The sequence below is a fragment of the Bradyrhizobium sp. in8p8 genome (assembly GCF_000426845.1).
Lineage (GTDB): Bacteria > Pseudomonadota > Alphaproteobacteria > Rhizobiales > Xanthobacteraceae > Bradyrhizobium > Bradyrhizobium japonicum_C.
On record NZ_AUGD01000003.1, the window covers coordinates 485,861 to 504,710 of the forward strand.

Consider the following 18,850-nt stretch of genomic DNA (forward strand, 5'->3'; position numbering starts at 1 on the left):
AAGGTCAGACGAACTTTTTTTGCAAGGGGCCGTCGGGGGTCTGCCCGCAGATGAAGAAGGCCGGGCAGTTCGGGCAGGTGCGCGACGAAACCTCGGCCGGAAACCGTCCGGCGCGGATGTCGCCGAGAAACTTTGCGAGCTTGTCCTTGCGCCCCTTCAGCTCCCGATCGGACAAGGCAAGCGCATGTGCCTCGCCGTCGGAAAGATGGACGAGCTCTGCGACCGCGCCGGGAAAGGACTGCCTGACCGCCAGCATCAGCGCCGCCGCGCCGACATCCTTGCCCTCGGCCGACCGCATGTGACCCGTGCGAATGCGGCGCACGGCGCGGATGCCGTCCGGCCGCACCAGCACCTCGTCCGGCCGAACGATGATCTCCTCGCCGCCGAAACTGAGGCTGAGCGCGACCGGCGCTTCGGGGACTGCTTCGGCGCGGTTCGCCAGGAAGAAGCGCAGCATTGCCAGCGCCAGATCGCGGAATTCCGCGCGATAGCCGTGCTCGCCGAGCCCCTCGCCGGCGAGCGCCGCATCGATGCGATCTTGCAGCGCCTGCTCGGACACGGGTCCATCCGACGCGATCACCGCCTCGACCACCACGCGAACCGCCTCATGCAGATGCATGAAGGCGGTCGCGGTTCGCCGGCCGCCGACCTGCAGGACATGCGTGTAGAAGAAGCGACGCGGGCAGGATTCATAAAGAGCGATCTGCGGGGCGCCTAACCGCAGCCGTCCGTCGACCACCAAATCGATATCCCGAGCTTCCGCGGCCACGGGAAGCGGCCGTGCCGGCACGAGCGAACGGCGTGTTAAGGTCGCCCCGAGACGGTCGAGGAATGGCGAAAGCGGTCGGTTGTGGCCGTTACTCTTCTCGGTCGGCGCATAAAGGATCAGGCGATCGCGGGCGCGCGACTGCGCCACGTAAAATAGGCACTCCTGCTCCTCGGCCTGACCTGCGCGGAACGCCTCCAGCGCACTGCCCTCCGCCCCCGCGATCATCCCGTCGGGCGCCGGACAGGGCGGCGCCGGCGGCGTGCGTGGGATCGTGTCGCTGTTAAGCCCAGGAATATGGACGCCACCGAACTCTAGGCCCTTGGCGCCATGGATGGTCATCAGCCGCACGGCGTCGAGATGCTGGGCGGCCGCCGGCAATTGGCGCAGGTCGCGGTCGTCGCCGAGCCGCACGAGCCTGCGCACACGATCGAGCAGGCGCGTGATGGGCAGCCCGCGTCCGGCCGGTTGTACCCGCACAAAGTTGAGGAATTGCCAGATCGCGATGCCCCGTGTGCGGTCGGCGAGATCCTCCGACGCGCCCAGGCGCGCGGCGATGCGTGTGCGATCGAGCAACAGCGTCGCGAGCACGGTCCAGGGCGAGGCCGTCTGATCGAAACCATCGAGCGCAGTCGCGAGCTTGGCAACGGTCTGCCGCCCCCTGTCGCTCAAACCGGGGATCGCCTCGCCATGCCGCAGCCAGCCCGCCGGCGCGTGCTCGGCCGCCCGCAGATGGTCGAAGACCGCGACCACATCGGCAAAGGAGGTGGCGAAGTCTCGCCAGCAGGCAATGCGCACCAGGCCCATGGCGCGCCGATCGACCAGGATCGAGAGGAGAGCCAGGAGATCCTTGACCTCACCCCGCTCGAACAGACTTCCCAGGAAGAGGACCGGCACGCCGAGCCGTTCCAGGTCCTGCCCGATCGTCGACAGCTTTTCGTTGCCGGTGCACAGGACCGCCTGGTCACGATAGGCGTAGCCGTCACGCCGCAGCTCCTCGATAGCGTCGGCCAGGGCGACCTGCTGCTGCTCGGCGCGCTGGACCGTGCGCAACTCGGGCCTATGTCCATTGGCGTCGCGGTCCGCGTCGAGGCCACTATCCGCATCGCCGGCGCGCATCGTGATCGCGAAACTGGAGAAGCTGGCGACAATCTCCGGCACCGAACGATAATTACGCTTCAATCGACCGCGATTGCCACCGGCGAAGTCCTCCTTGCCGAACCGGGTTATGTTGAAGGATGAGGCACCGCGAAACCGGTAGATCGACTGCTTGGCGTCGCCGACCATCCAGAGATTGCGGCCGTCGGGCCGCAGTGCGCTCAGCAGCCGCACGCTGCTGCGGTTCACGTCCTGATACTCATCCACCAGGACATGATCATATTGCGCCTGCAGCGCCGCGCAGATGGCCGCCTCCTTTTCGAGCAGTTGCACCGGCAAGGCGACAAGATCGCCGAAGTCGATGCAATGCGCGTTGCGCTTGAGCTGTTCGTAGGCCGCGTAGACGCGGGCAACCTCGCCGGCGCGTTCCGCCGCCTCGCGCGCATCCGAGTCCTGGGCTTTCGCCTGCATGGCGTCGGCGAGCGCGGCGTAGGTTTCGGCGTCGACCACCTCATCCTTCGCCCGCGATACGGCGGCCAACATGTCGGCAATGATCTGGGTCGGATCGTAAAGATTGCGGTAGTACGCGAGCCTAAGCCGCGGGAACTCCCCCTCGAGGAGTTCGACCGCTTCGGTCCGGTCCATCATCCGCGGGTCCTTCGGCAGGCCGAGCTCCGCATGGAAACGACGGATGATATCGAGGCCGAAGGCATGGAACGTGCCGATCCACATCGCGGCCGCAGCCTCGGGCCGCTTGCGCGCGATCCGCTCGGCCATCTCGCCCGCTGCCTTGTTCGAAAAGGTCAACAGCAGTATGCGCCGTGGATCGACGCCCTCGCCTAGAAGGCCCTCGACGCGCGCGATCAGCGTCTGCGTCTTGCCGGTGCCAGGCCCCGCCTCAAGCAGATAGGCTTCGCCGCGATGCGCCGCAGCGGCCGCTTGCAGCGGATTGAGCGGCCGTTCGACATGCGCCGCAGTCGCGGCGGGAGGCACGGGCGGCAGCAGCAAAGCATCGAACAACTGCTGCGCGACGACCTCGAACGGCGCGCCGAGCTTCGCGGCGATGGCGGACGCGGCGAGCCCTTGGTCGACATGGAGCGCCCGCGCGACGGTGCGCGGAAGCAGCAGTTCGCGCGCGAACAGGTCCATCTGGACTTCGCGGCGTTGCCGGCGTCCATAATCGACAACCCGATCCATTCCGACTGGTGAGGGCTCGGCCGGGCGTGCCGGATCAATCATCGGCGCCGCTTCGCCACCAGGATCGTCGCCCAGCTCGACATGGCCGATCTCATGCGCCACGAGGAAAGCTTGCTCGAACGGAGAGCCCATATTCTCGTGAAGAATCAGATCGTCGGCGGCGACGAAAGTCGCGCGGCCGCCATTGAGGACGGCTGCGCCGGCGGCAGTCCGTTCGACATCAATCCCCCGCCGCTTGGCCTCGGCGACAGCAAAGTCATAGGGCGACCAGGGATCGGCGCCGGATGCAACGAGGCGAGCGTGAAGCTCGGCGGCGACTTGCCTGGCGAGCTCCACACTGTCCATGTCAGTCCGCCTCCGCCAACAGCCGGGCGCGCTTCTCGGCCGGGACGCCGGCATCGATCAGCACTTGCTCGAAGGTGACCTGCTCGCCGGCCACCGGTTTGCTGTCGGCCTTATAGCTGCGCGCGACAATCAGGTGCGCTGGCCCCCAGGACGACTCCAACTGTGCGACAGAGCTGCGCATCGCATCCGCCAATATCGCCAGGAAGCGTCGCGGGATACTGACGAGAGAGACCCGCCGTTCGCGCAGTGCGGTCACGACCTGCCGGGGCACGTCCAGACGCTGCGCGACGGCGCGCCAGTCATCGACCGTCAGCGCCGCGAAAGGGTCGGCTGCTGCCGCCGGCATAACCTTCGCGTGTTGCGACCAGGCAGCGTCGATCAGCGCCCGATCGGTAGCAGAGAGGGGTGCGGCATCTTCATAAGCCTCGCGGCTGAGTTCGCGCGAGAGGTCGATGAGCTCCCCGGCATATTCCGGGTATAGCCGCAGATAGCGTTCCAAGGTCGACCGGCCAGGCTCGCTCTCGACCGCGAACGCGTCGAGCACGGCCTCGCGGGATGGACGTCCGCCGCCGGGGCTCACCGCTCGTCTCCGTCGGCCATGGCAGCTCGCAGGGCGGCGAAGGCCTTGTCGCGGTAGGTTCGGACGGTCTTTTCGGAGCGGCCCAAAGCCTTGGCGATGGTCATGACGTCCGGCTCCTTGGAGTCGATGGGGAAGCCCTGTCTCAACATGTGAATGATCCTGCTTTGTTCTGTCGGTAGAGCTTCAATCGCTGCATCCAGGCGCGACCGGTAAGACGGGTCGTCGAAATCCGACACGGCGAAGGGATCGTGGGTCCCTGCGGCCGCCTCGACCTCCGGTGACAGTTCTCCGCTCTCCTCGTCATATTCGAGGGGCTGGGAACGGTTTTCGTCGCGCCAGGCCTTTTCCTGCGCATCGCGCCGCAGGCTCGCTAGCGCGCCATCGAAGCGCACCTCGAAGTAGTCGACCTTTTCGTCGTAGGCGGCGCGGTCCGCCGAAAAGAGCTCGACGAACCGGCCGAACACCTTGTCGCGCACGACCCCGCGCGTCAGCGATTCCGTCTTTCCATCGGAGCTTTCCGCCCTGGGCAAACTGCGCAGCACCCGTTCGGTCAAGATCCGATAGAGGCGCTCGAACCACACCTCGTTGTTGTCGCGACGGCTCGCGCGAATGAAGTAAACGAGACATTCGCTCGGGACGTAGCCCGGGTCCGAGCGCTTGGTGATTTCCGCCCTGGCGATCAAGCCATCACGCGGCAGGACTGCCAATTCGGCGATGAGGGCTTCTATCTTCGGGTCGCGCTCGTAGAGTTCGCCGCTGAGGCGGCGTTTGCGCAGCGGGGTTACGATCGCTTCGCCCGCGCCACGCGCGTCTGCCTTTTGCCCGGTGTCGAAAGCTCCCTCCAACTGGTTCATCGCGCGGCCCCGCCTCCCGTATCGCCCTTCTTGTTGAGACGCGTCTCGAGCGAGCCGATGCTGTCGAGCACCGCCTCGAAATCCGGTGGATCGCCAAAGATCATGCCCTGCATGGCCCTGTAGTCGACGCGCAGTTGCTCGATCATCGCGTCATGCGGGGCGAGTGCAAACGAGCCAGGCGCAGCGCTCGCGAGATCGAAGTCCGGTCGATTGAAGAACATCCGGGCGTGCGCGACGCAATCCGCACCGAGCGCCGGATCAGCGATGGCGGCGGCGCCGACGCGGGCCGCGGCGAGCTGGTGCAGGTCATAATAGTGACGGGAAACGCGTTGGCCGCCCCCGCGCAGCTCGCCGCGCTTGTCGAACCAGCGCCGCAGCCCATGGAGGATGACAACCTTGTCCCAGAAGGTACGTTCCGGATCGACCGTGCGGACGGCCGGCACGGTCAGGTCGAGCGCCGGCAGATCATCATCGACATAGGGTTTGATCGGCACTTCGCTGTTCGGATCGAGCGCGGATTTCGCGCCCGACTCGATCTTGATCGCTGCCCGCACATAATCCGATCGCGGCGTCGCCGCGGGATACCAGATCAGAAGCGTCTGCCCGTCGGGATCAGCGTCATCGGCTTCCACTCGGGCCGCGCCGGCATCGAGGCCGGCAGCCTGAAGCCGGTCCTGCAGGATCTGCGTCAACTCAGCCCGCAGCGGGCCGTTGATGTAGGCTTGGCAGGCGTCCTTGATCGCATCGAGGCGCGCCCGGCGCTTTTTGCTACTCAGCGCTTCGAGCTCCTCGATGGTCGCCGGCTCGCCGATGTCGTCCCGAAACACCGTGACATCAATGTCTTCGGAGAAGCGATTGATCAAACCAAACCCTTTGGACAGGGAGGTTCCACCTTTGAAGAGGAGGCGGGGTCCGCCCTCTTTCAAGCCATTGAACAAGGCATCCAGCGTCCAGCAGACCCAGAAGTCCTTCTCGATATTCTGAGACGCCGTGCCGAGGCGTAGCGCCGTCGTATCGAAGGCGCTCAACATCGCGTCCGACCCGGCCGCGAGAACCTCGTCGAAAGCCGGATTCATGTCTTCACCGCCCGGGCTGCACCGCGCTTGGCAGTTTGTGCCTTCTGCGGGGAGAGCGGCTTTCGCTTGGGCCGGGCGACGGCAGCATGACGCTGATCATCGGCATCGTCCGCCGTTCTTTGTTGATGACGATCATGATCAGCATCATCACGATCATCATCGACGTGCCGACGACGAACGCCGGCGTCGCTTTCAACGAGCGGCTTGAGAAACACCCACATCCATGTCGGAAGAGCTGTCATACCGGCAGTGAGATCCGCTTTGAGGGGCGGTCCCACCGTGGGATCTTCGAAAAGATTGGCGAGCTTGCGCCTAACCTGATCACTTTCTCCTTCACGAACCAGGAGATCGCGCAGCCAGTGAAGCGCTTGGACGACGCGCATCGCTGGTCGTCCGGCCCAGAATAGCTTGCTGGCCGCGGTTGGACGGAAGGTGATCGTTACGTTGCCGAGCTTGATCGCGCGGCGCCGAGCGTCGGTGTGCACCACGATTTTGGCGGGGACGGCGTCAGTTAGGCCCAGATCGTTCGCCGCGGTCATGCCGTCGACAAGCATCCGGGTTTGGTCACGTCGCCCGACGGCGTCGATGACTGAGCGCGGATCAGGCGGATTGGGTTTCTGGGTGAGTTTGTTGAAGCCAGGCTGATCGTAGAGCCCACGATCAATCCGCCTAAGGATTTCGACCTTCGTCAGCCGCTGCAACGCCTTATCGACCGCGTCCCGCGAGGCGAGATCGACGAAGTCACTGGGCGTCCAGACCTTGCGTGGCGCATCCGCACGGATGCGCTCGAGCATGGCTTTCTTCAGATCGGGCGAGTCGGTGTTCATGTCCGAAAATTGTAGTCCTTTTTCGGACGCGAACCAAGTGGATTGTCCGAAATAAATATACAAATTTCGGACAATCTAAATAGGTAGGCCGCCCACCTGAGAATGGCTCCTTCGGCCGTATGCAACTTTGCCGACCGTCCTGGCGAGCCAGCTCGGTAGCTGGGGCGCGACCGCGACGAGTTCGCCGAACGTGGAAGACGGCAACTTGCGCTTCAACGTCATCAAGGCGGCTTCTGCCTTTTCCGGCCCCAGCCAGGCGAGCGCTCGCACCGCCTGTCCGGCGGGCCGATCGGCCAGCGCCAACTGCCAGCGCGGCGCATGCCGCAGCTCGACGACCTGCTGGCCCAGATTCATCGTCCGGCTACGGCCCGATGTCAGATAGACCGACCGGACCGGCACCTGTGTCGTGAGGCCGAGCGCGTTAGCGGCCGCGGCACCGTTCGACACGATGGTTTCGCCGCGCTGGAGCGCGAGGGCTTCGACGGCCTTCTCGACGGAGGGCGCGCGGACGCCGAACCGACTCGAAACCGGGCGCAGATAGACGCCGCGCCCGGCACGCATCAGCCGGCCACGTTCAGCCAGTCGCGACAAGGCTTGATCCACCGCGGCGCGATTGCCGAGATGGAGCAGGCTCTTCGCCGCGATCGGAGCGCCCTCGGGCAAGCCCTCGGTGTGCGCCAGAATCTGTTCGGTCAGTCGTTGCACGGCACTTCTCCTGTCAGAAATATATGCGGTTTTCTGACAGTTTTCAATCTCCCCCAAACCGACTGGAAGGGCCAGCGATTGAGAGGGGGCCTGGAGGGGAAAGCCTTCCCCTGCGGCCGAGCCCAGGGTCTCGGCCGACCCCTTCTGCGGGGAGACCCCGCAACGCCCTCATTAGAGTGAGAGTGTGGACCGGATTTCCGTGACGGGTTGAGGGTCGGGAGAGAGTCTTCCGGCGCCCGTCATGGAGTTTGATCCCATGAACATGCAGGTTCTCGATGCCCGGCGCGACGTGAGTGGCGGCTGGAAGGTGGACATCAACCGCGGCGAGCGCATCGGTCGGGTTTCCTCGGAGTGGTTCTCGCGACCCGACGACGAGCGCTATCTCTCGCTCGCCGAACTCGGCCGGACCGTCCGCGAGCGCACCGAGCGCAGCCGAACGCGCGTTGTCGAATCCGCGCTTATCCATGTCGAAGCCAGCCGCACCGATCCCGAACGGCTTGCCCTGATCCTACCAGGCGCCGACAAGCCCATCGCTCCGACGCACTGGAGTTTCGGTCAGCTCGCGAGCCAGGTCGGCGCGCCGGCCGCCTATCTGCGGCAGCTCCCCGCCGCGCTCGCCGGCATCAACCTGCAATATGGGCTGACCGCCCACCGCGCCGAGCAGATCAAGACCCTCGAGACCGACGACGGCCGCGTCGAGCTGCGCGCCGTGACCGGCCCCGACTACGGCCGGATCTACGACCACGAGCTGGTCGAAGCCGTGCAGCGCATCGCCGGCAACGGCACCGGCGACACCCGTTGGAAAGTGCCCGGTGTCCTCGACTGGTCGACCGGCGTCTATAATCCGCGCGTCGACATCACCAAGGACACCACGACGCTCTACGCTTCCGATCGCGACGTCTTCCTTTTCCTCGTCGACGATCTGAATCCGATCGAAGCCGGCAAGCTCGCGGATGGATCGCCCGATCTCTATTTCAGGGGCTTCTATGCCTGGAACAGCGAAGTGGGCGCCAAGACCCTTGGTATCGCGTCCTTCTATCTCAGGGCCGTGTGCCAGAATCGCAATTTGTGGGGCGTCGAAGATTTCGAGGAGATCTCCATCCGCCATTCCAAATACGCCGCTTCGCGCTTCGCCCATGAGGCGGCGCCGGCCTTGCTCAGCTTCGCGGACTCCTCACCGCAGCCGTTCATCACCGGCATCAAGGCGGCGCGCGAACGCATCGTCGCGCACAAGGACGAAGAGCGCACCGAATTCCTGCGCCGCCGCGGCTTCTCGAAAGCCGAGACGGGCAAAATCATCGACGCGGTGCTGGCCGAGGAAGGCCGCCCGCCGGAAAGCATCTTCGATTTCGTCCAGGGCATCACCGCCGTCGCGCGCGACAAGCCCCACCAGGACGCGCGGCTCGAGCTCGAAGGCAAGGCCAAGAAGCTGCTCGATCGCGCCGCCTGATCCCCGCAATGCCGGAGATGCGGTTGTCCGTGTCTCCGGCTTTGCGTCCCCTAGCCATACTGTTTCCGGGCTGTCTTGTGGCCCAGATCCAGGTCACCTATTCAGTGGTGCGGCATGGAGCACAATCGCCAAACGAGCGACTGGATACAGAATGCTAGAGCAGGCGCCTGCGGAATATTACATCGATGAAAGCGGCAATACCGGCGACCTGAGCACGGTCAAAATCGACTCCTACTTCGTCGAACAGCGCATGTTCGCCTTGGCTGCATTCGGCTGCACGCTCGACCAGGACTTCACCGATAAATTGGGCGCACTAAAAAAGGCGCACCGCATCCAGTCGTCGGAGCTCAAATCAAAACAGGCTTATGACAAGCCGCGCTTCATCTTTGATCTTCTGGACCTCCTTGAGACGCGCCGCGCCCCAATCTTTATCGAGCTTGTCGACAAGCACTTCTTCGTTGTCGTGAACATCATCGAGCGAATGGTGGTGCCCTATGTGGGGGAATGCGACACTCAACCTGGCGCCCTTTGGATGAAGGGCGTTATGGCGAACTACATGGCGCTATATGCACCTCCCGAGCTGGCTCACGCCTTTGCCGCATGTTGCCAAAGCAGAGACCACGCGGAAATACGCGAACTTTACAAGCAAATAATTCGGTGGGCGCAGGGAAGCGGAGTTCCGCCTACTGACGTGGCGGCGGGGATCATCCGTTTTGCGCGCGACAGCTTGAAGGACTTCCGCAAGCTGCCGAAAGCCAAGGCCGTCGAGCGGGCATTACCGATTCCCGACAAGAATCCCGCCGGGAAGCTGCTCTGGGTTCTGCCGAACCTGACATCGTTCACCAACATCTACGCCCGGATCAATCGCTTCGCGCGAAAGCAGGTTTCCGGCGTGACGCTGTTCCACGACGAGCAATTGCAGTTCGGAGACATTCTTCTGCACAACAAGAAGCTCGCAGAGGACCTGGCGCAGCTTGGCGTGAAATTGCCCCTGCAGACGGCCGACTTCGAATTCTCGCAGGCGGCCGACCTGCAATTCCAGCGATCGCACGATTCTATCGGCATTCAGGTCGCCGACGTCCTCGCCGGTTTCATCGCGCGATATGTACAGGACGCTGTGTGGGGCGGCGCCCCCATGCATCCTGACAAGGTAGCGATTTTCCGCCGCCTCGTCGCAACAGGCGACCGCAGCTTGGGTTCGGGTGTCAACTTCGTCGCGCCCGACAACATGATCCGCTTCCTCGGCATCGAACCGCGCTCGAATTTCTAGGGCGGCATCAAGCCGTCATGGGCGAATACGAAGGACTGGCGCGGGATCATCGCCGGTTCTGGCAGTGACCTTACCGATGGCGTTTGATGGTGTCGCTGCCCTCCTAGAGTGAGAGGGCGGTGCTTCGCTTCGTGACGGGTTTAGGGTCGAGAGAGAGGCTTTCGGCGCCCGTCGCGGAGTAAGTCTCATGGCAACTGCCATTCAGAAGATCACCCTGTCGTCGGCGCAGGACATCCCCTTCAACAAGCTGGTGCTGAGCCAGTCGAACGTCCGCCGCGTCAAGGCTGGCGTCTCGATCGACGAGCTGGCCGAGTCGATCACCCGGCGCGGTCTCATCCAGTCCCTCCACGTCCGGCCGGTGCTCGATGCCGACGGCCAGGAAACCGGCATGTACGAAGTGCCGGCGGGCGGGCGTCGCTTCCGCGCGCTGCAGCTCCTCGTCAAGCAGAAGCGCCTCACCAAGACCTCCAAGGTGCCGTGCGTGGTGTCGGACGCCAATGCCGACATCCTCGTCGACGAGGTGTCGCTGGCCGAGAATATCGAACGCGCCCCGCTGCATCCTCTCGACCAGTTCCGCGCGTTCCAGGCGATGCGCGAGAAGGGCATGACCGAGGAGGCGATTGCGGCTGCATTCTTCGCGTCCGTCCAGGTCGTGAAGCAGCGGCTTCGCCTCGCGGCCGTCTCGCCGTCATTGCTCGATATCTATGCCGAGGACGGCATCACGCTCGAACAGCTCATGGCCTTCACCGTCACCAACGATCATGCGCGTCAGGAGCAGGTCTGGGAGTCGGTTCGCAATAGCTGGCAGAGGGAACCCTACCAGATCCGGCGCATGCTGACCGAGACCGCCGTCCGCGCATCCGACAAGCGGGCCGTATTCGTCGGCATCGATGCCTATGAAACCAACGGCGGCTGCGTGCTGCGCGATCTCTTCCAGGATGACGACGGCGGCTGGCTGCAGGATCCTGCGCTGCTCGATCGCCTGGTCGCCGACAAGCTGAAAGCCTCCGCCGAAGCGATCGCCGGCGAAGGCTGGAAATGGATCGAGGTGGCGATGAGCTTCCCCTATGGCGCCACCCACGGCCTGCGCGAGATCGTGGGCACGCCGCTCGACCTGACGGCTGACGAACAGGCGACCATCGAGGCGCTCAACGCCGAGTGCGCCAAGCTGGAGGCCGAATATGAGAACGCCGACGAGTTGCCGGACGAGATCGATCAGCGCCTTGGCGAAATCGAAACCGCGCTCGCCAGCTTCGACGAGCGGCCGGTCCACTACGAACCCGCCGACATCGCGATCGCCGGGGTCTTCGTCAGCCTGGACGCCGACGGCACGCTGTCGATCGACCGCGGCTATGTCCGACCCGAGGACGAGATCGCCAACCAGGCGGGCGATGGCGAGGGTGAAGAGCAGGATGGCGGCGACGATGACGCTGACTATCCGGCGTCGCCTTCGGTCCAGCGCGCGGTCATCACCATCTGCGGCAAACCTGCCGAGCCCGAGGAGGAGGACGAGGACGACACGATCAAGCCGCTCCCCGATCGACTGATCACGGAGCTGACCGCCGATCGCACCCTCGCGCTCCGCGACAAGCTCGCCACCGATCCCTCGGTCGCCTTCGTCGCCGTCCTGCACAAGTTCTGCCAGGACGTGTTCTACGGCGGCAGCCAGTACGGCTTCGCGATGGAGGTCAGCGTGCGGGGCACGACCTTCCATTCGCAGCCCGAAGGGCTTCGTGACAGCGTCTATGCCAAGGCGATCGAGGCCCGGCACGATAGCTGGCGCAAACGGCTCCCGGCCAAAGTCGCTGATCTCTGGGATGGGCTGGCCGCACTGACTGGCCCCGAACAGGCCGAACTCTTCGCCCATTGCGCTTCGTTCGGCGTCAATGCGCTTTATGAGCGGGCCGATCGCTACGGTGGCCGTGTCTCGGCGCATAGTGTCGAACAGCGCATCGCCGAAGCCGATCGCCTGTCGCTGGCGGTCGGGCTCGACATGGCCGAAGCCGGGTGGCGGCCGACCGTCGCCAACTATCTCGGCCGCGTCACCAAGCCCCGCATCCTCGAAGCGGTGCGTGAAGGCGCCGGCGAGCGCGCCGCCCAACTCATCGCACATCTGAAGAAGGGCGACATGGCGACCGAAGCCGAACGTCTCCTCGCCGAGACGGGCTGGCTGCCCGAACCGCTGCGCAATTCCGGCGCCGATGCCGAAAGCACCGAGGCGGACTCTGGCGAGGGCGACGAGGCGTTGCCGGACTTCCTCGACGGCGATGACGAGGAGACCAACACCGATGATGAGGAGGAACGGCACCTCGCCGCCGCGGAGTGACGGCGGTCCTCATCTGACTTGACGAGCCCGGCGTCCCTTCGGGGGCGTCGGGCTTTTTTCATGCGCGCCGATCGAGAGGGAGAGTTTGGCCCGGACGTGGCGAGCCGGACATGGAGGAGAGAGCGCCTGCCGGCTCTCCCGTTCCCTGCTCTCCGGGAGTGGCCTCATGGCCGACTATTTCACCCATTTCTCATGCCTGCTCGATGTCGGCACGCCCGAGACCGCAGCCCGCGCGCTCGATCTCTACAACCAACTGTCCGAGGACGGAGCATCCGAGGAACCGCCGTCCGATGGCTTCCTCCTGTCCATCCAGCCCGAGCATGGCGGCTCCAAACTCTGGATGCGCGACGATGTCACCGGCGATCCCGAACGGCTGATCCAGTTCGTCATACGCTGCGCCGCCGAATTCCACCTCACCGGCCGATGGGGCTTTCAGTACGCCAACACCTGCTCCCGGCCGCGTCTCGATGGCTTCGGTGGCGGCGCGCATGTCCTCGATCTCGCGACCGGCGAAACTGTGGCGTGGATCTATACCAACGGTTGGCTCGCCGAGGTGATCGATGGCGGCGATGGTGCCTGACATCATCGAGACCATTGTCTGTCGCTTGATGGCGCGGCCGGGCCGCGCCCCTTGAGAGCGAGAGGAAGGCCGGGACGGGTTTGAGCCCGTCCGGTCCGAGAGAGAGCGCCGGCGGGCTTTCCCGCTCCGCTCTCCCGAGGACGTCTCCCATGAATGCTCACACCCTTGCGGCGGCGCTGCCGACCGCCGCCGATCAGCCGACCGACGCTGCCGCCATCCATGCCGCGGCACTTCTCCTCCTTCCTCACATCGAGCGCGGCGAGCGCATCGACGCCGCGGTCTTGCGCACCGCCATGGAGACCGCCTTCGGCGCGTCCGATACTGCCGGCGCCTGGGACTGGAAGGACGCCTATGACGCCTGCGAAGCCGCAACCGTCCTCATGCTCCGCAAATACGGAAAGGCGCTTTTGCGCAAAGCCGGGTCTCCGGCTGCGGCGGTTCCTCTGTTCGGCAAGATCGCGGGACTTCTGCCCACCCACACGCGCCGCTCCGAGGAGGCGCAGGCCTTCCAGCAATTCTCGACGCCGATCCCGCTCGGCCTGGCCGCGATCACTGCGGCCGCCATCACACCCGCCGATCGCGTGCTCGAACCATCGGCCGGCACCGGCCTGCTCGCCATCCTCGCCGAGATCGCCGGCGGCACGCTTGTCCTCAACGAACTCGCCGAAACCCGGGCCGCACTCATCTCCTCCCTCTTTCCGGCCATTCCCGTGACCCGCTTCGACGCAGCCCAGATCGACGATCATCTCGACCCGGCGACCGTCCCAACAATCGTGGTGATGAACCCGCCATTCTCGGTCCTCGCCAATGTCGAGGGGCGTGTCGCCGACGCAGCCTATCGCCATCTCGCATCCGCGCTCGCGCGGCTCGCCGATGGCGGGCGCCTGGTCGCGATCACCGGCGCGAATTTCGGCCCCGACATACCGGCCTGGCGCGACGCCTTCGTCCGCCTGCAGGAGAGGGGCCGCGTCGTGTTCACCGCCGCCGTCCATGGCTCAGTCTATGCCAAGCACGGCACGACCGTCGAAACCCGGCTGACCGTGATCGACAAGATCCCGGCCGACGAGCCATCCGCATTTCCGGCGTCCCCCGGCACCGCTCCCGACATCGCCACGCTGATGACGTGGATCGCCGAGCATGTGCCGCCGCGCCTGGCTGTCGCGCCTGCTGTTCAGGTCATGCCGACCGGCGCCACGCCGCGCACCGTTCGCGGCTATCTCGCGCGCACCGCGGCGACATCGGCGACCCGCGTGGGCCTCGCCGATCCCGAGGGCGTGCCGCTCGCCTATGAGACCGTCGACTGGACCCCGGCCGAGGGCGCCCGCCTCAGCGACGCGATCTACGAGCAATACGGATTGCAGACGATCCGTATTCCCGGCTCTCAGGCCCATCCCACCAAGCTCGTGCAATCCGCCGCCATGGCCTCGGTCGCCCCGCCCAAGCCGAGCTATCGGCCGACGCTGCCAGCGACCATCATGGACTCGCTCTCAGACTCCCAGCTCGAAACCCTGATCTTCGCGGGCGAAGCCCATTCCGATTTTCTCGCAGGTTCCTGGACCATCGACGACACTTTCGATGTCGTGGCGGCCGCCGCCGATGATGCAAACGGCGTCGTCCGCTTCCGCCGCGGCTTCTTCATCGGCGACGGCACCGGCGTCGGAAAGGGGCGCGAGTCGGCCAGCATCGTGCTCGACAACTGGATGCAGGGCCGGCGCAAGGCGGTCTGGATCTCCAAATCCGACAAGCTGATTGAGGATGCGCAGCGCGACTGGTCCGCACTCGGCATGGAGCGCCTGCTGGTCACGCCGCTCTCGCGCTTCCCGCGGGGCAAGCCGATCGCTCTGCCGGAAGGCGTCCTATTTACAACCTATGCCACGCTGCGTTCCGACGACCGCGGCGAGAAGGTTTCGCGGGTCAAGCAGATCGTCGAATGGTTGGGCTCCGATTTCGACGGAGTGATCATTTTCGACGAGGCGCACGCGATGCAGAACGCTGGCGGCGGCAAGGGAGAACGGGGCGATGTCACGCCCTCGCAGCAAGGGCGCGCGGGGCTTCGCCTGCAGCACGCCTTGCCCAATGCCCGCGTCGTCTATGTCTCCGCCACCGGCGCCACCACGGTCCAGAACCTTGCCTACGCGCAGCGCCTCGGTCTGTGGGGTGGCGACGATTTTCCCTTCTCGACCCGCGCCGAGTTTGTCGAGGCGATCGAGGCCGGCGGCGTCGCGGCGATGGAGGTGCTTGCCCGCGACCTTCGCGCGCTCGGCCTCTACACCGCCCGATCGCTGTCGTTCGACGGCGTCGAATATGAGCTGGTCGAGCACGAGCTGACCGCCGAGCAGCGGCGCATCTACGATGCTTATGCCGGCGCCTTCGCCATCATCCACAACCATCTCGATGCGGCCATGCAGGCGGCCAACATCACCGGCTCGACCGGGACGTTGAACCGCCAGGCCAAATCCGCCGCGCGCTCCGCCTTCGAAAGCGCCAAGCAGCGTTTCTTCGGTCATCTGCTAACATCGATGAAGACGCCGACGTTGATCCGCTCGATCGCGGCGGACCTGGAGGCCGGGCATTCCGCGGTCATCCAGATCGTCTCGACCGGCGAGGCGCTGATGGAACGGCGCTTGGCCGAAGTTCCGACCGAGGAGTGGAATGACATTCGCGTCGACATCACGCCCCGCGAATATGTCCTCGATTATCTCGCCCATTCCTTCCCGGTGCAGCTCTACGAGCCCTTCAGCGACGGCGAGGGCAATATGTCCTCGCGTCCGGTCTTTCGCGACGGCCAGCCGGTCGAGAGCCGCGAGGCGGTCGCCCGCCGCACCGAGCTGATCGAGAAACTCGCGAGCCTTCCGCCGGTGCCGGGCGCGCTCGACCAGATCGTCCAGCATTTCGGCGCGGACGTGGTGGCCGAAGTCACCGGCCGCTCGCGTCGTATCGTGCGCAAGGGACAGCGCCTTGTGGTCGAGACCCGCGCGGCGTCCGCCAATCTCGCCGAGACCCAGGCCTTCATGGACGACATGAAGCGCGTGCTCGTGTTCAGCGATGCCGGCGGTACGGGCCGCAGCTACCATGCGGAGCTGTCGGCACGGAACACGCGGCTTCGCGTCCACTATCTGCTTGAGCCGGGCTGGAAAGCCGACGCCGCGATCCAAGGCCTCGGCCGCACCCACCGCACCAACCAGGCGCAGCCGCCGCTCTTCCGTCCGATCGCGACCAATGTGAAGGCGGAGAAGCGCTTCCTATCGACCATCGCGCGCCGGCTCGACACGCTGGGCGCGATCACGCGCGGACAGCGCCAGACCGGCGGCCAGGGCCTGTTCCGACCCGAGGACAATCTGGAGAGCCACTATGCGCGCGATGCGCTTCGCCAGCTCTACATCCTGATCGTCCGCGGCAAGATCGAAGGGTGCTCGCTCCAGCGGTTCGAGGACACGACCGGCCTGAAGCTGATGGACGACAACGGCATCAAGGACGAGCTCCCGCCGATCACAACCTTTCTCAACCGCCTGCTCGCGCTCACCATCGACCTGCAGGACGTCCTGTTCGCCGCCTTCGAGCAGCTTCTGACCGCCAAGGTCGAGGGCGCGATCGCCGCCGGCATCTACGACATCGGACTGGAGACGCTGCGCGCGGAGAGCTTCGTCGTCACCGATCGCCAGACCATCTACACCCATCCCGGCACCGGCGCGGAAACCAGCCTGCTGACCATCCAACAGCGCGAGCGCAACCGGCCGATGACCGCCGAGGAGGCGATGGCTTGGCTCGACGATCCGGTCGCCAAGTTGCTGGTCAACGAGCGCTCCCACCGCGCCGCGGTTCAGCTTCCAGCGCCTTCGCTGATGCTCGACGACGGGGAGATCGAACGCCGCGTGCGGCTGATCCGGCCGATGGAGCAGCATCACGCCTCCATCCGCATGATGGACGAAAGCCATTGGATCGCCGCCAGTCGCGCCGAGTTCACCGCCGCCTGGAACGCCGAGATCGCGGAGGTGCCAGCCTATTCCGATTCCACGATCCACATCGTCGCTGGCCTGCTGCTGCCGATCTGGAAGCGGCTGCCCAACGAGTCGAGCCGTGTCTATCGGCTCCAGACCGATGACGGGGAACGGATCATCGGCCGCCGCGTGTCGCCCGCATGGGTCGCCAACGCCACGACAGTCGGAACGACGAACCTGTCCGCCGACCATGCCTATGCCGCGCTCATCGAGGGCAAGACAATCCTCGATCTCGCCGAAGGCCTCCAACTCCGTCGCGTGCGCGTCATGGGCGCCGATCGCATCGAACTCTCCGGCTTCACCGACGCGATGCGCGAGCGCCTGCGCGCCTTTGGCCTCTTCAGCGAGATCATCTCGTGGAAGCTCCGCTTCTTCGTGCCCGTCGGCGCGGACGGCGCGACCATCATCGGCAAGCTGATCGGCACCTACCCGATCCAGCGCGTCGGCGAGCGGGAGGCAGCGTGATGGCCCGTCTCGACGCATCCGATCTCGCGCAACGTCTCGGCCGACAGGCCGAGGCGGTGTGCCGCCATTATCTCAGCAATGGCCACCGTCAGGGCAACTACTGGCAGGTGGGCGACGCCCGTAACACTAAGGGCCGCTCGATGTACGTCCGGCTCAAGGACTCGCCCAAAGGCCCCGCCGGGAAATGGACTGACGCCGCTACCGGCGAGCATGGAGACCTCCTCGACGTCATCCGCGAGAGCTGCGGCCTCATCGACTTCAAGGATGTCGCCGACGAGGCTCGGCTCTTCCTCAGCATGCCACCACCAGCGCCGGAACCCTCCGCCTTCCAGCCGCTGGCGCCCGCACCACATGGATCGCCCGAAGCCGCACGGCGCCTCATCCGCATGTCGCAGCCGATTGCGGGCACAATCGTCGCGGCGTATCTCCGGCAACGCGGCATTACGGATCTCCGTGGAGCCGGAAATCTGTATTTCCACCCGCACTGCTATTATCGCCCGGACGAGCATGCGCCGACCGAGACTTGGCCGGCCATGATCGCCGCTGTCACTGACCTCGACGGCATGATCACCGGGGCGCATCGCACCTGGCTCGACTCACGACGCCACGACAAGGCGCCATTCGAAACCCCGCGCCGGGCGATGGGCGATCTCCTCGGCAACGCGGTCCGCTTTGGCGCTGGTGGCGAAGTGATGGCAGCCGGCGAAGGCATCGAGACGGTCCTTTCAATCCGCCAGGTCGTGCCCAACATGCCGATGGTGGCGGCGCTCTCCGCGGCACATCTCGCCGCCATCCTGTTCCCGGACACGCTGCGGCGGCTCTACATCCTGCGCGATGACGATCCGGCAGGCGATGGTGCGCGTGACAGCCTGATCGAACGGGCGAACGCGGCCGGGATCGAGGCGATCGTGATCTCTCCACAGCTCGGGGACTTCAACGAGGATCTCCGCACCCTCGGCATCGCGACATTGCGCAGTCAGACTCGGGTACAGCTCGGGCCGCAGGACGTCGCACGCTTCATGGCGCTGGCGGCATAGCCGGTAAGGAAGCGGCAGCGGCCCCGCCGCCGTACTCGCTCAGACGCAGCGGATCGGAGAGGACCGCGCCTCGGCCTTCGAGAGGGCGATCGGCCCACAGGCAGGCCGGCCCGGCAATGGCTGCGGCCGACTATTTTCCGGCGCGGCCCCAAGGGGCCGCTTTCCATCGCGAAACAAAATAGCCGGCCTCCGCCATCCTCCGCTGACGCTCCGGCCCTCGCTCGCGCTCCGGGTGCAGGGCCGCCCCGCCGGTGTGCTTCGTCGCCATGAAGGCCG

Annotated in this window: 12 protein-coding genes; 6 read left to right on the plus strand and 6 right to left on the minus strand. The window is 65.5% G+C overall.

What is annotated here, in order from left to right; translation table 11 throughout:
* Positions 1 to 4 precede the first annotated feature (4 nt).
* From K408_RS0112435 to K408_RS0112460, 6 genes are all read right to left on the minus strand, one after another.
* Positions 5 to 3,406, minus strand: a complete 3,402-nt coding sequence (locus K408_RS0112435; RefSeq protein ID WP_006023609.1) for a UvrD-helicase domain-containing protein — start codon at positions 3,404 to 3,406, stop codon at positions 5 to 7.
* Between the two features lies 1 nt (position 3,407).
* A complete protein-coding gene (locus K408_RS0112440; RefSeq protein WP_006023610.1) occupies positions 3,408 to 3,986 on the minus strand; it encodes a hypothetical protein in 579 nt (192 codons plus the stop codon).
* Positions 3,983 to 4,840, minus strand: a complete 858-nt coding sequence (locus K408_RS0112445; protein WP_006023611.1) for a response regulator transcription factor — start codon at positions 4,838 to 4,840, stop codon at positions 3,983 to 3,985. Before K408_RS0112445 ends, K408_RS0112440 begins: the two co-directional genes overlap by 4 nt.
* Positions 4,837 to 5,916 (minus strand): nucleotidyl transferase AbiEii/AbiGii toxin family protein, encoded by a 1,080-nt coding sequence (locus tag K408_RS0112450; RefSeq protein WP_006023612.1) that lies wholly within the window; start codon positions 5,914 to 5,916, stop codon positions 4,837 to 4,839. The genes K408_RS0112445 and K408_RS0112450 overlap by 4 nt, the downstream gene beginning before the upstream one ends.
* Complete coding sequence (locus tag K408_RS0112455) at positions 5,913 to 6,743, minus strand: DUF6088 family protein (protein WP_006023613.1); 831 nt, start codon at positions 6,741 to 6,743, stop codon at positions 5,913 to 5,915. The genes K408_RS0112450 and K408_RS0112455 overlap by 4 nt, the downstream gene beginning before the upstream one ends.
* 75 nt (positions 6,744 to 6,818) lie before the next feature.
* Positions 6,819 to 7,448 (minus strand): DUF6088 family protein, encoded by a 630-nt coding sequence (locus tag K408_RS0112460; RefSeq protein ID WP_006023614.1) that lies wholly within the window; start codon positions 7,446 to 7,448, stop codon positions 6,819 to 6,821.
* Between the two features lie 256 nt (positions 7,449 to 7,704).
* Between K408_RS0112460 and K408_RS0112465 the strand changes: the two genes are divergently transcribed.
* From K408_RS0112465 to K408_RS0112490, 6 genes are all read left to right on the plus strand, one after another.
* Positions 7,705 to 8,898 carry a hypothetical protein gene (locus tag K408_RS0112465; protein ID WP_024338475.1) on the plus strand — a complete coding sequence of 398 codons (1,194 nt, stop codon included), beginning with the start codon at positions 7,705 to 7,707 and terminating at the stop codon, positions 8,896 to 8,898.
* A 151-nt stretch (positions 8,899 to 9,049) separates the two neighbouring features.
* Positions 9,050 to 10,168 (plus strand): DUF3800 domain-containing protein, encoded by a 1,119-nt coding sequence (locus K408_RS0112470; RefSeq protein WP_006022621.1) that lies wholly within the window; start codon positions 9,050 to 9,052, stop codon positions 10,166 to 10,168.
* Positions 10,169 to 10,355: 187 nt separating this feature from the next.
* Complete coding sequence (locus tag K408_RS0112475; RefSeq protein WP_006022620.1) at positions 10,356 to 12,494, plus strand: ParB/RepB/Spo0J family partition protein; 2,139 nt, start codon at positions 10,356 to 10,358, stop codon at positions 12,492 to 12,494.
* A 166-nt stretch (positions 12,495 to 12,660) separates the two neighbouring features.
* Positions 12,661 to 13,074: a hypothetical protein gene (locus K408_RS0112480; protein ID WP_006022619.1), complete on the plus strand. Its 414-nt coding sequence runs from the start codon at positions 12,661 to 12,663 to the stop codon at positions 13,072 to 13,074.
* Positions 13,075 to 13,223: 149 nt separating this feature from the next.
* Positions 13,224 to 17,537 (plus strand): strawberry notch family protein, encoded by a 4,314-nt coding sequence (locus K408_RS0112485; protein WP_006022618.1) that lies wholly within the window; start codon positions 13,224 to 13,226, stop codon positions 17,535 to 17,537.
* Positions 17,537 to 18,574, plus strand: coding sequence for a DUF7146 domain-containing protein (locus K408_RS0112490; protein ID WP_006022617.1), 1,038 nt, complete (start codon positions 17,537 to 17,539; stop codon positions 18,572 to 18,574). The genes K408_RS0112485 and K408_RS0112490 overlap by 1 nt, the downstream gene beginning before the upstream one ends.
* Positions 18,575 to 18,850: the final 276 nt, after the last annotated feature.

Bases quoted from the DNA above. Each gene is read 5' to 3' on its own strand.
- K408_RS0112435 (WP_006023609.1), bottom strand. From the start codon at position 3,406: ATGGACAGTGTGGAGCTCGCCAGGCAAGTCGCCGCCGAGCTTCACGCT.
- K408_RS0112445 (WP_006023611.1), bottom strand. From the start codon at position 4,840: ATGAACCAGTTGGAGGGAGCTTTCGACACCGGGCAAAAGGCAGACGCG.
- K408_RS0112450 (WP_006023612.1), bottom strand. From the start codon at position 5,916: ATGAATCCGGCTTTCGACGAGGTTCTCGCGGCCGGGTCGGACGCGATG.
- K408_RS0112455 (WP_006023613.1), bottom strand. From the start codon at position 6,743: ATGAACACCGACTCGCCCGATCTGAAGAAAGCCATGCTCGAGCGCATC.
- K408_RS0112465 (WP_024338475.1), top strand. From the start codon at position 7,705: ATGAACATGCAGGTTCTCGATGCCCGGCGCGACGTGAGTGGCGGCTGG.
- K408_RS0112470 (WP_006022621.1), top strand. From the start codon at position 9,050: ATGCTAGAGCAGGCGCCTGCGGAATATTACATCGATGAAAGCGGCAAT.
- K408_RS0112475 (WP_006022620.1), top strand. From the start codon at position 10,356: ATGGCAACTGCCATTCAGAAGATCACCCTGTCGTCGGCGCAGGACATC.
- K408_RS0112480 (WP_006022619.1), top strand. From the start codon at position 12,661: ATGGCCGACTATTTCACCCATTTCTCATGCCTGCTCGATGTCGGCACG.
- K408_RS0112485 (WP_006022618.1), top strand. From the start codon at position 13,224: ATGAATGCTCACACCCTTGCGGCGGCGCTGCCGACCGCCGCCGATCAG.
- K408_RS0112490 (WP_006022617.1), top strand. From the start codon at position 17,537: ATGGCCCGTCTCGACGCATCCGATCTCGCGCAACGTCTCGGCCGACAG.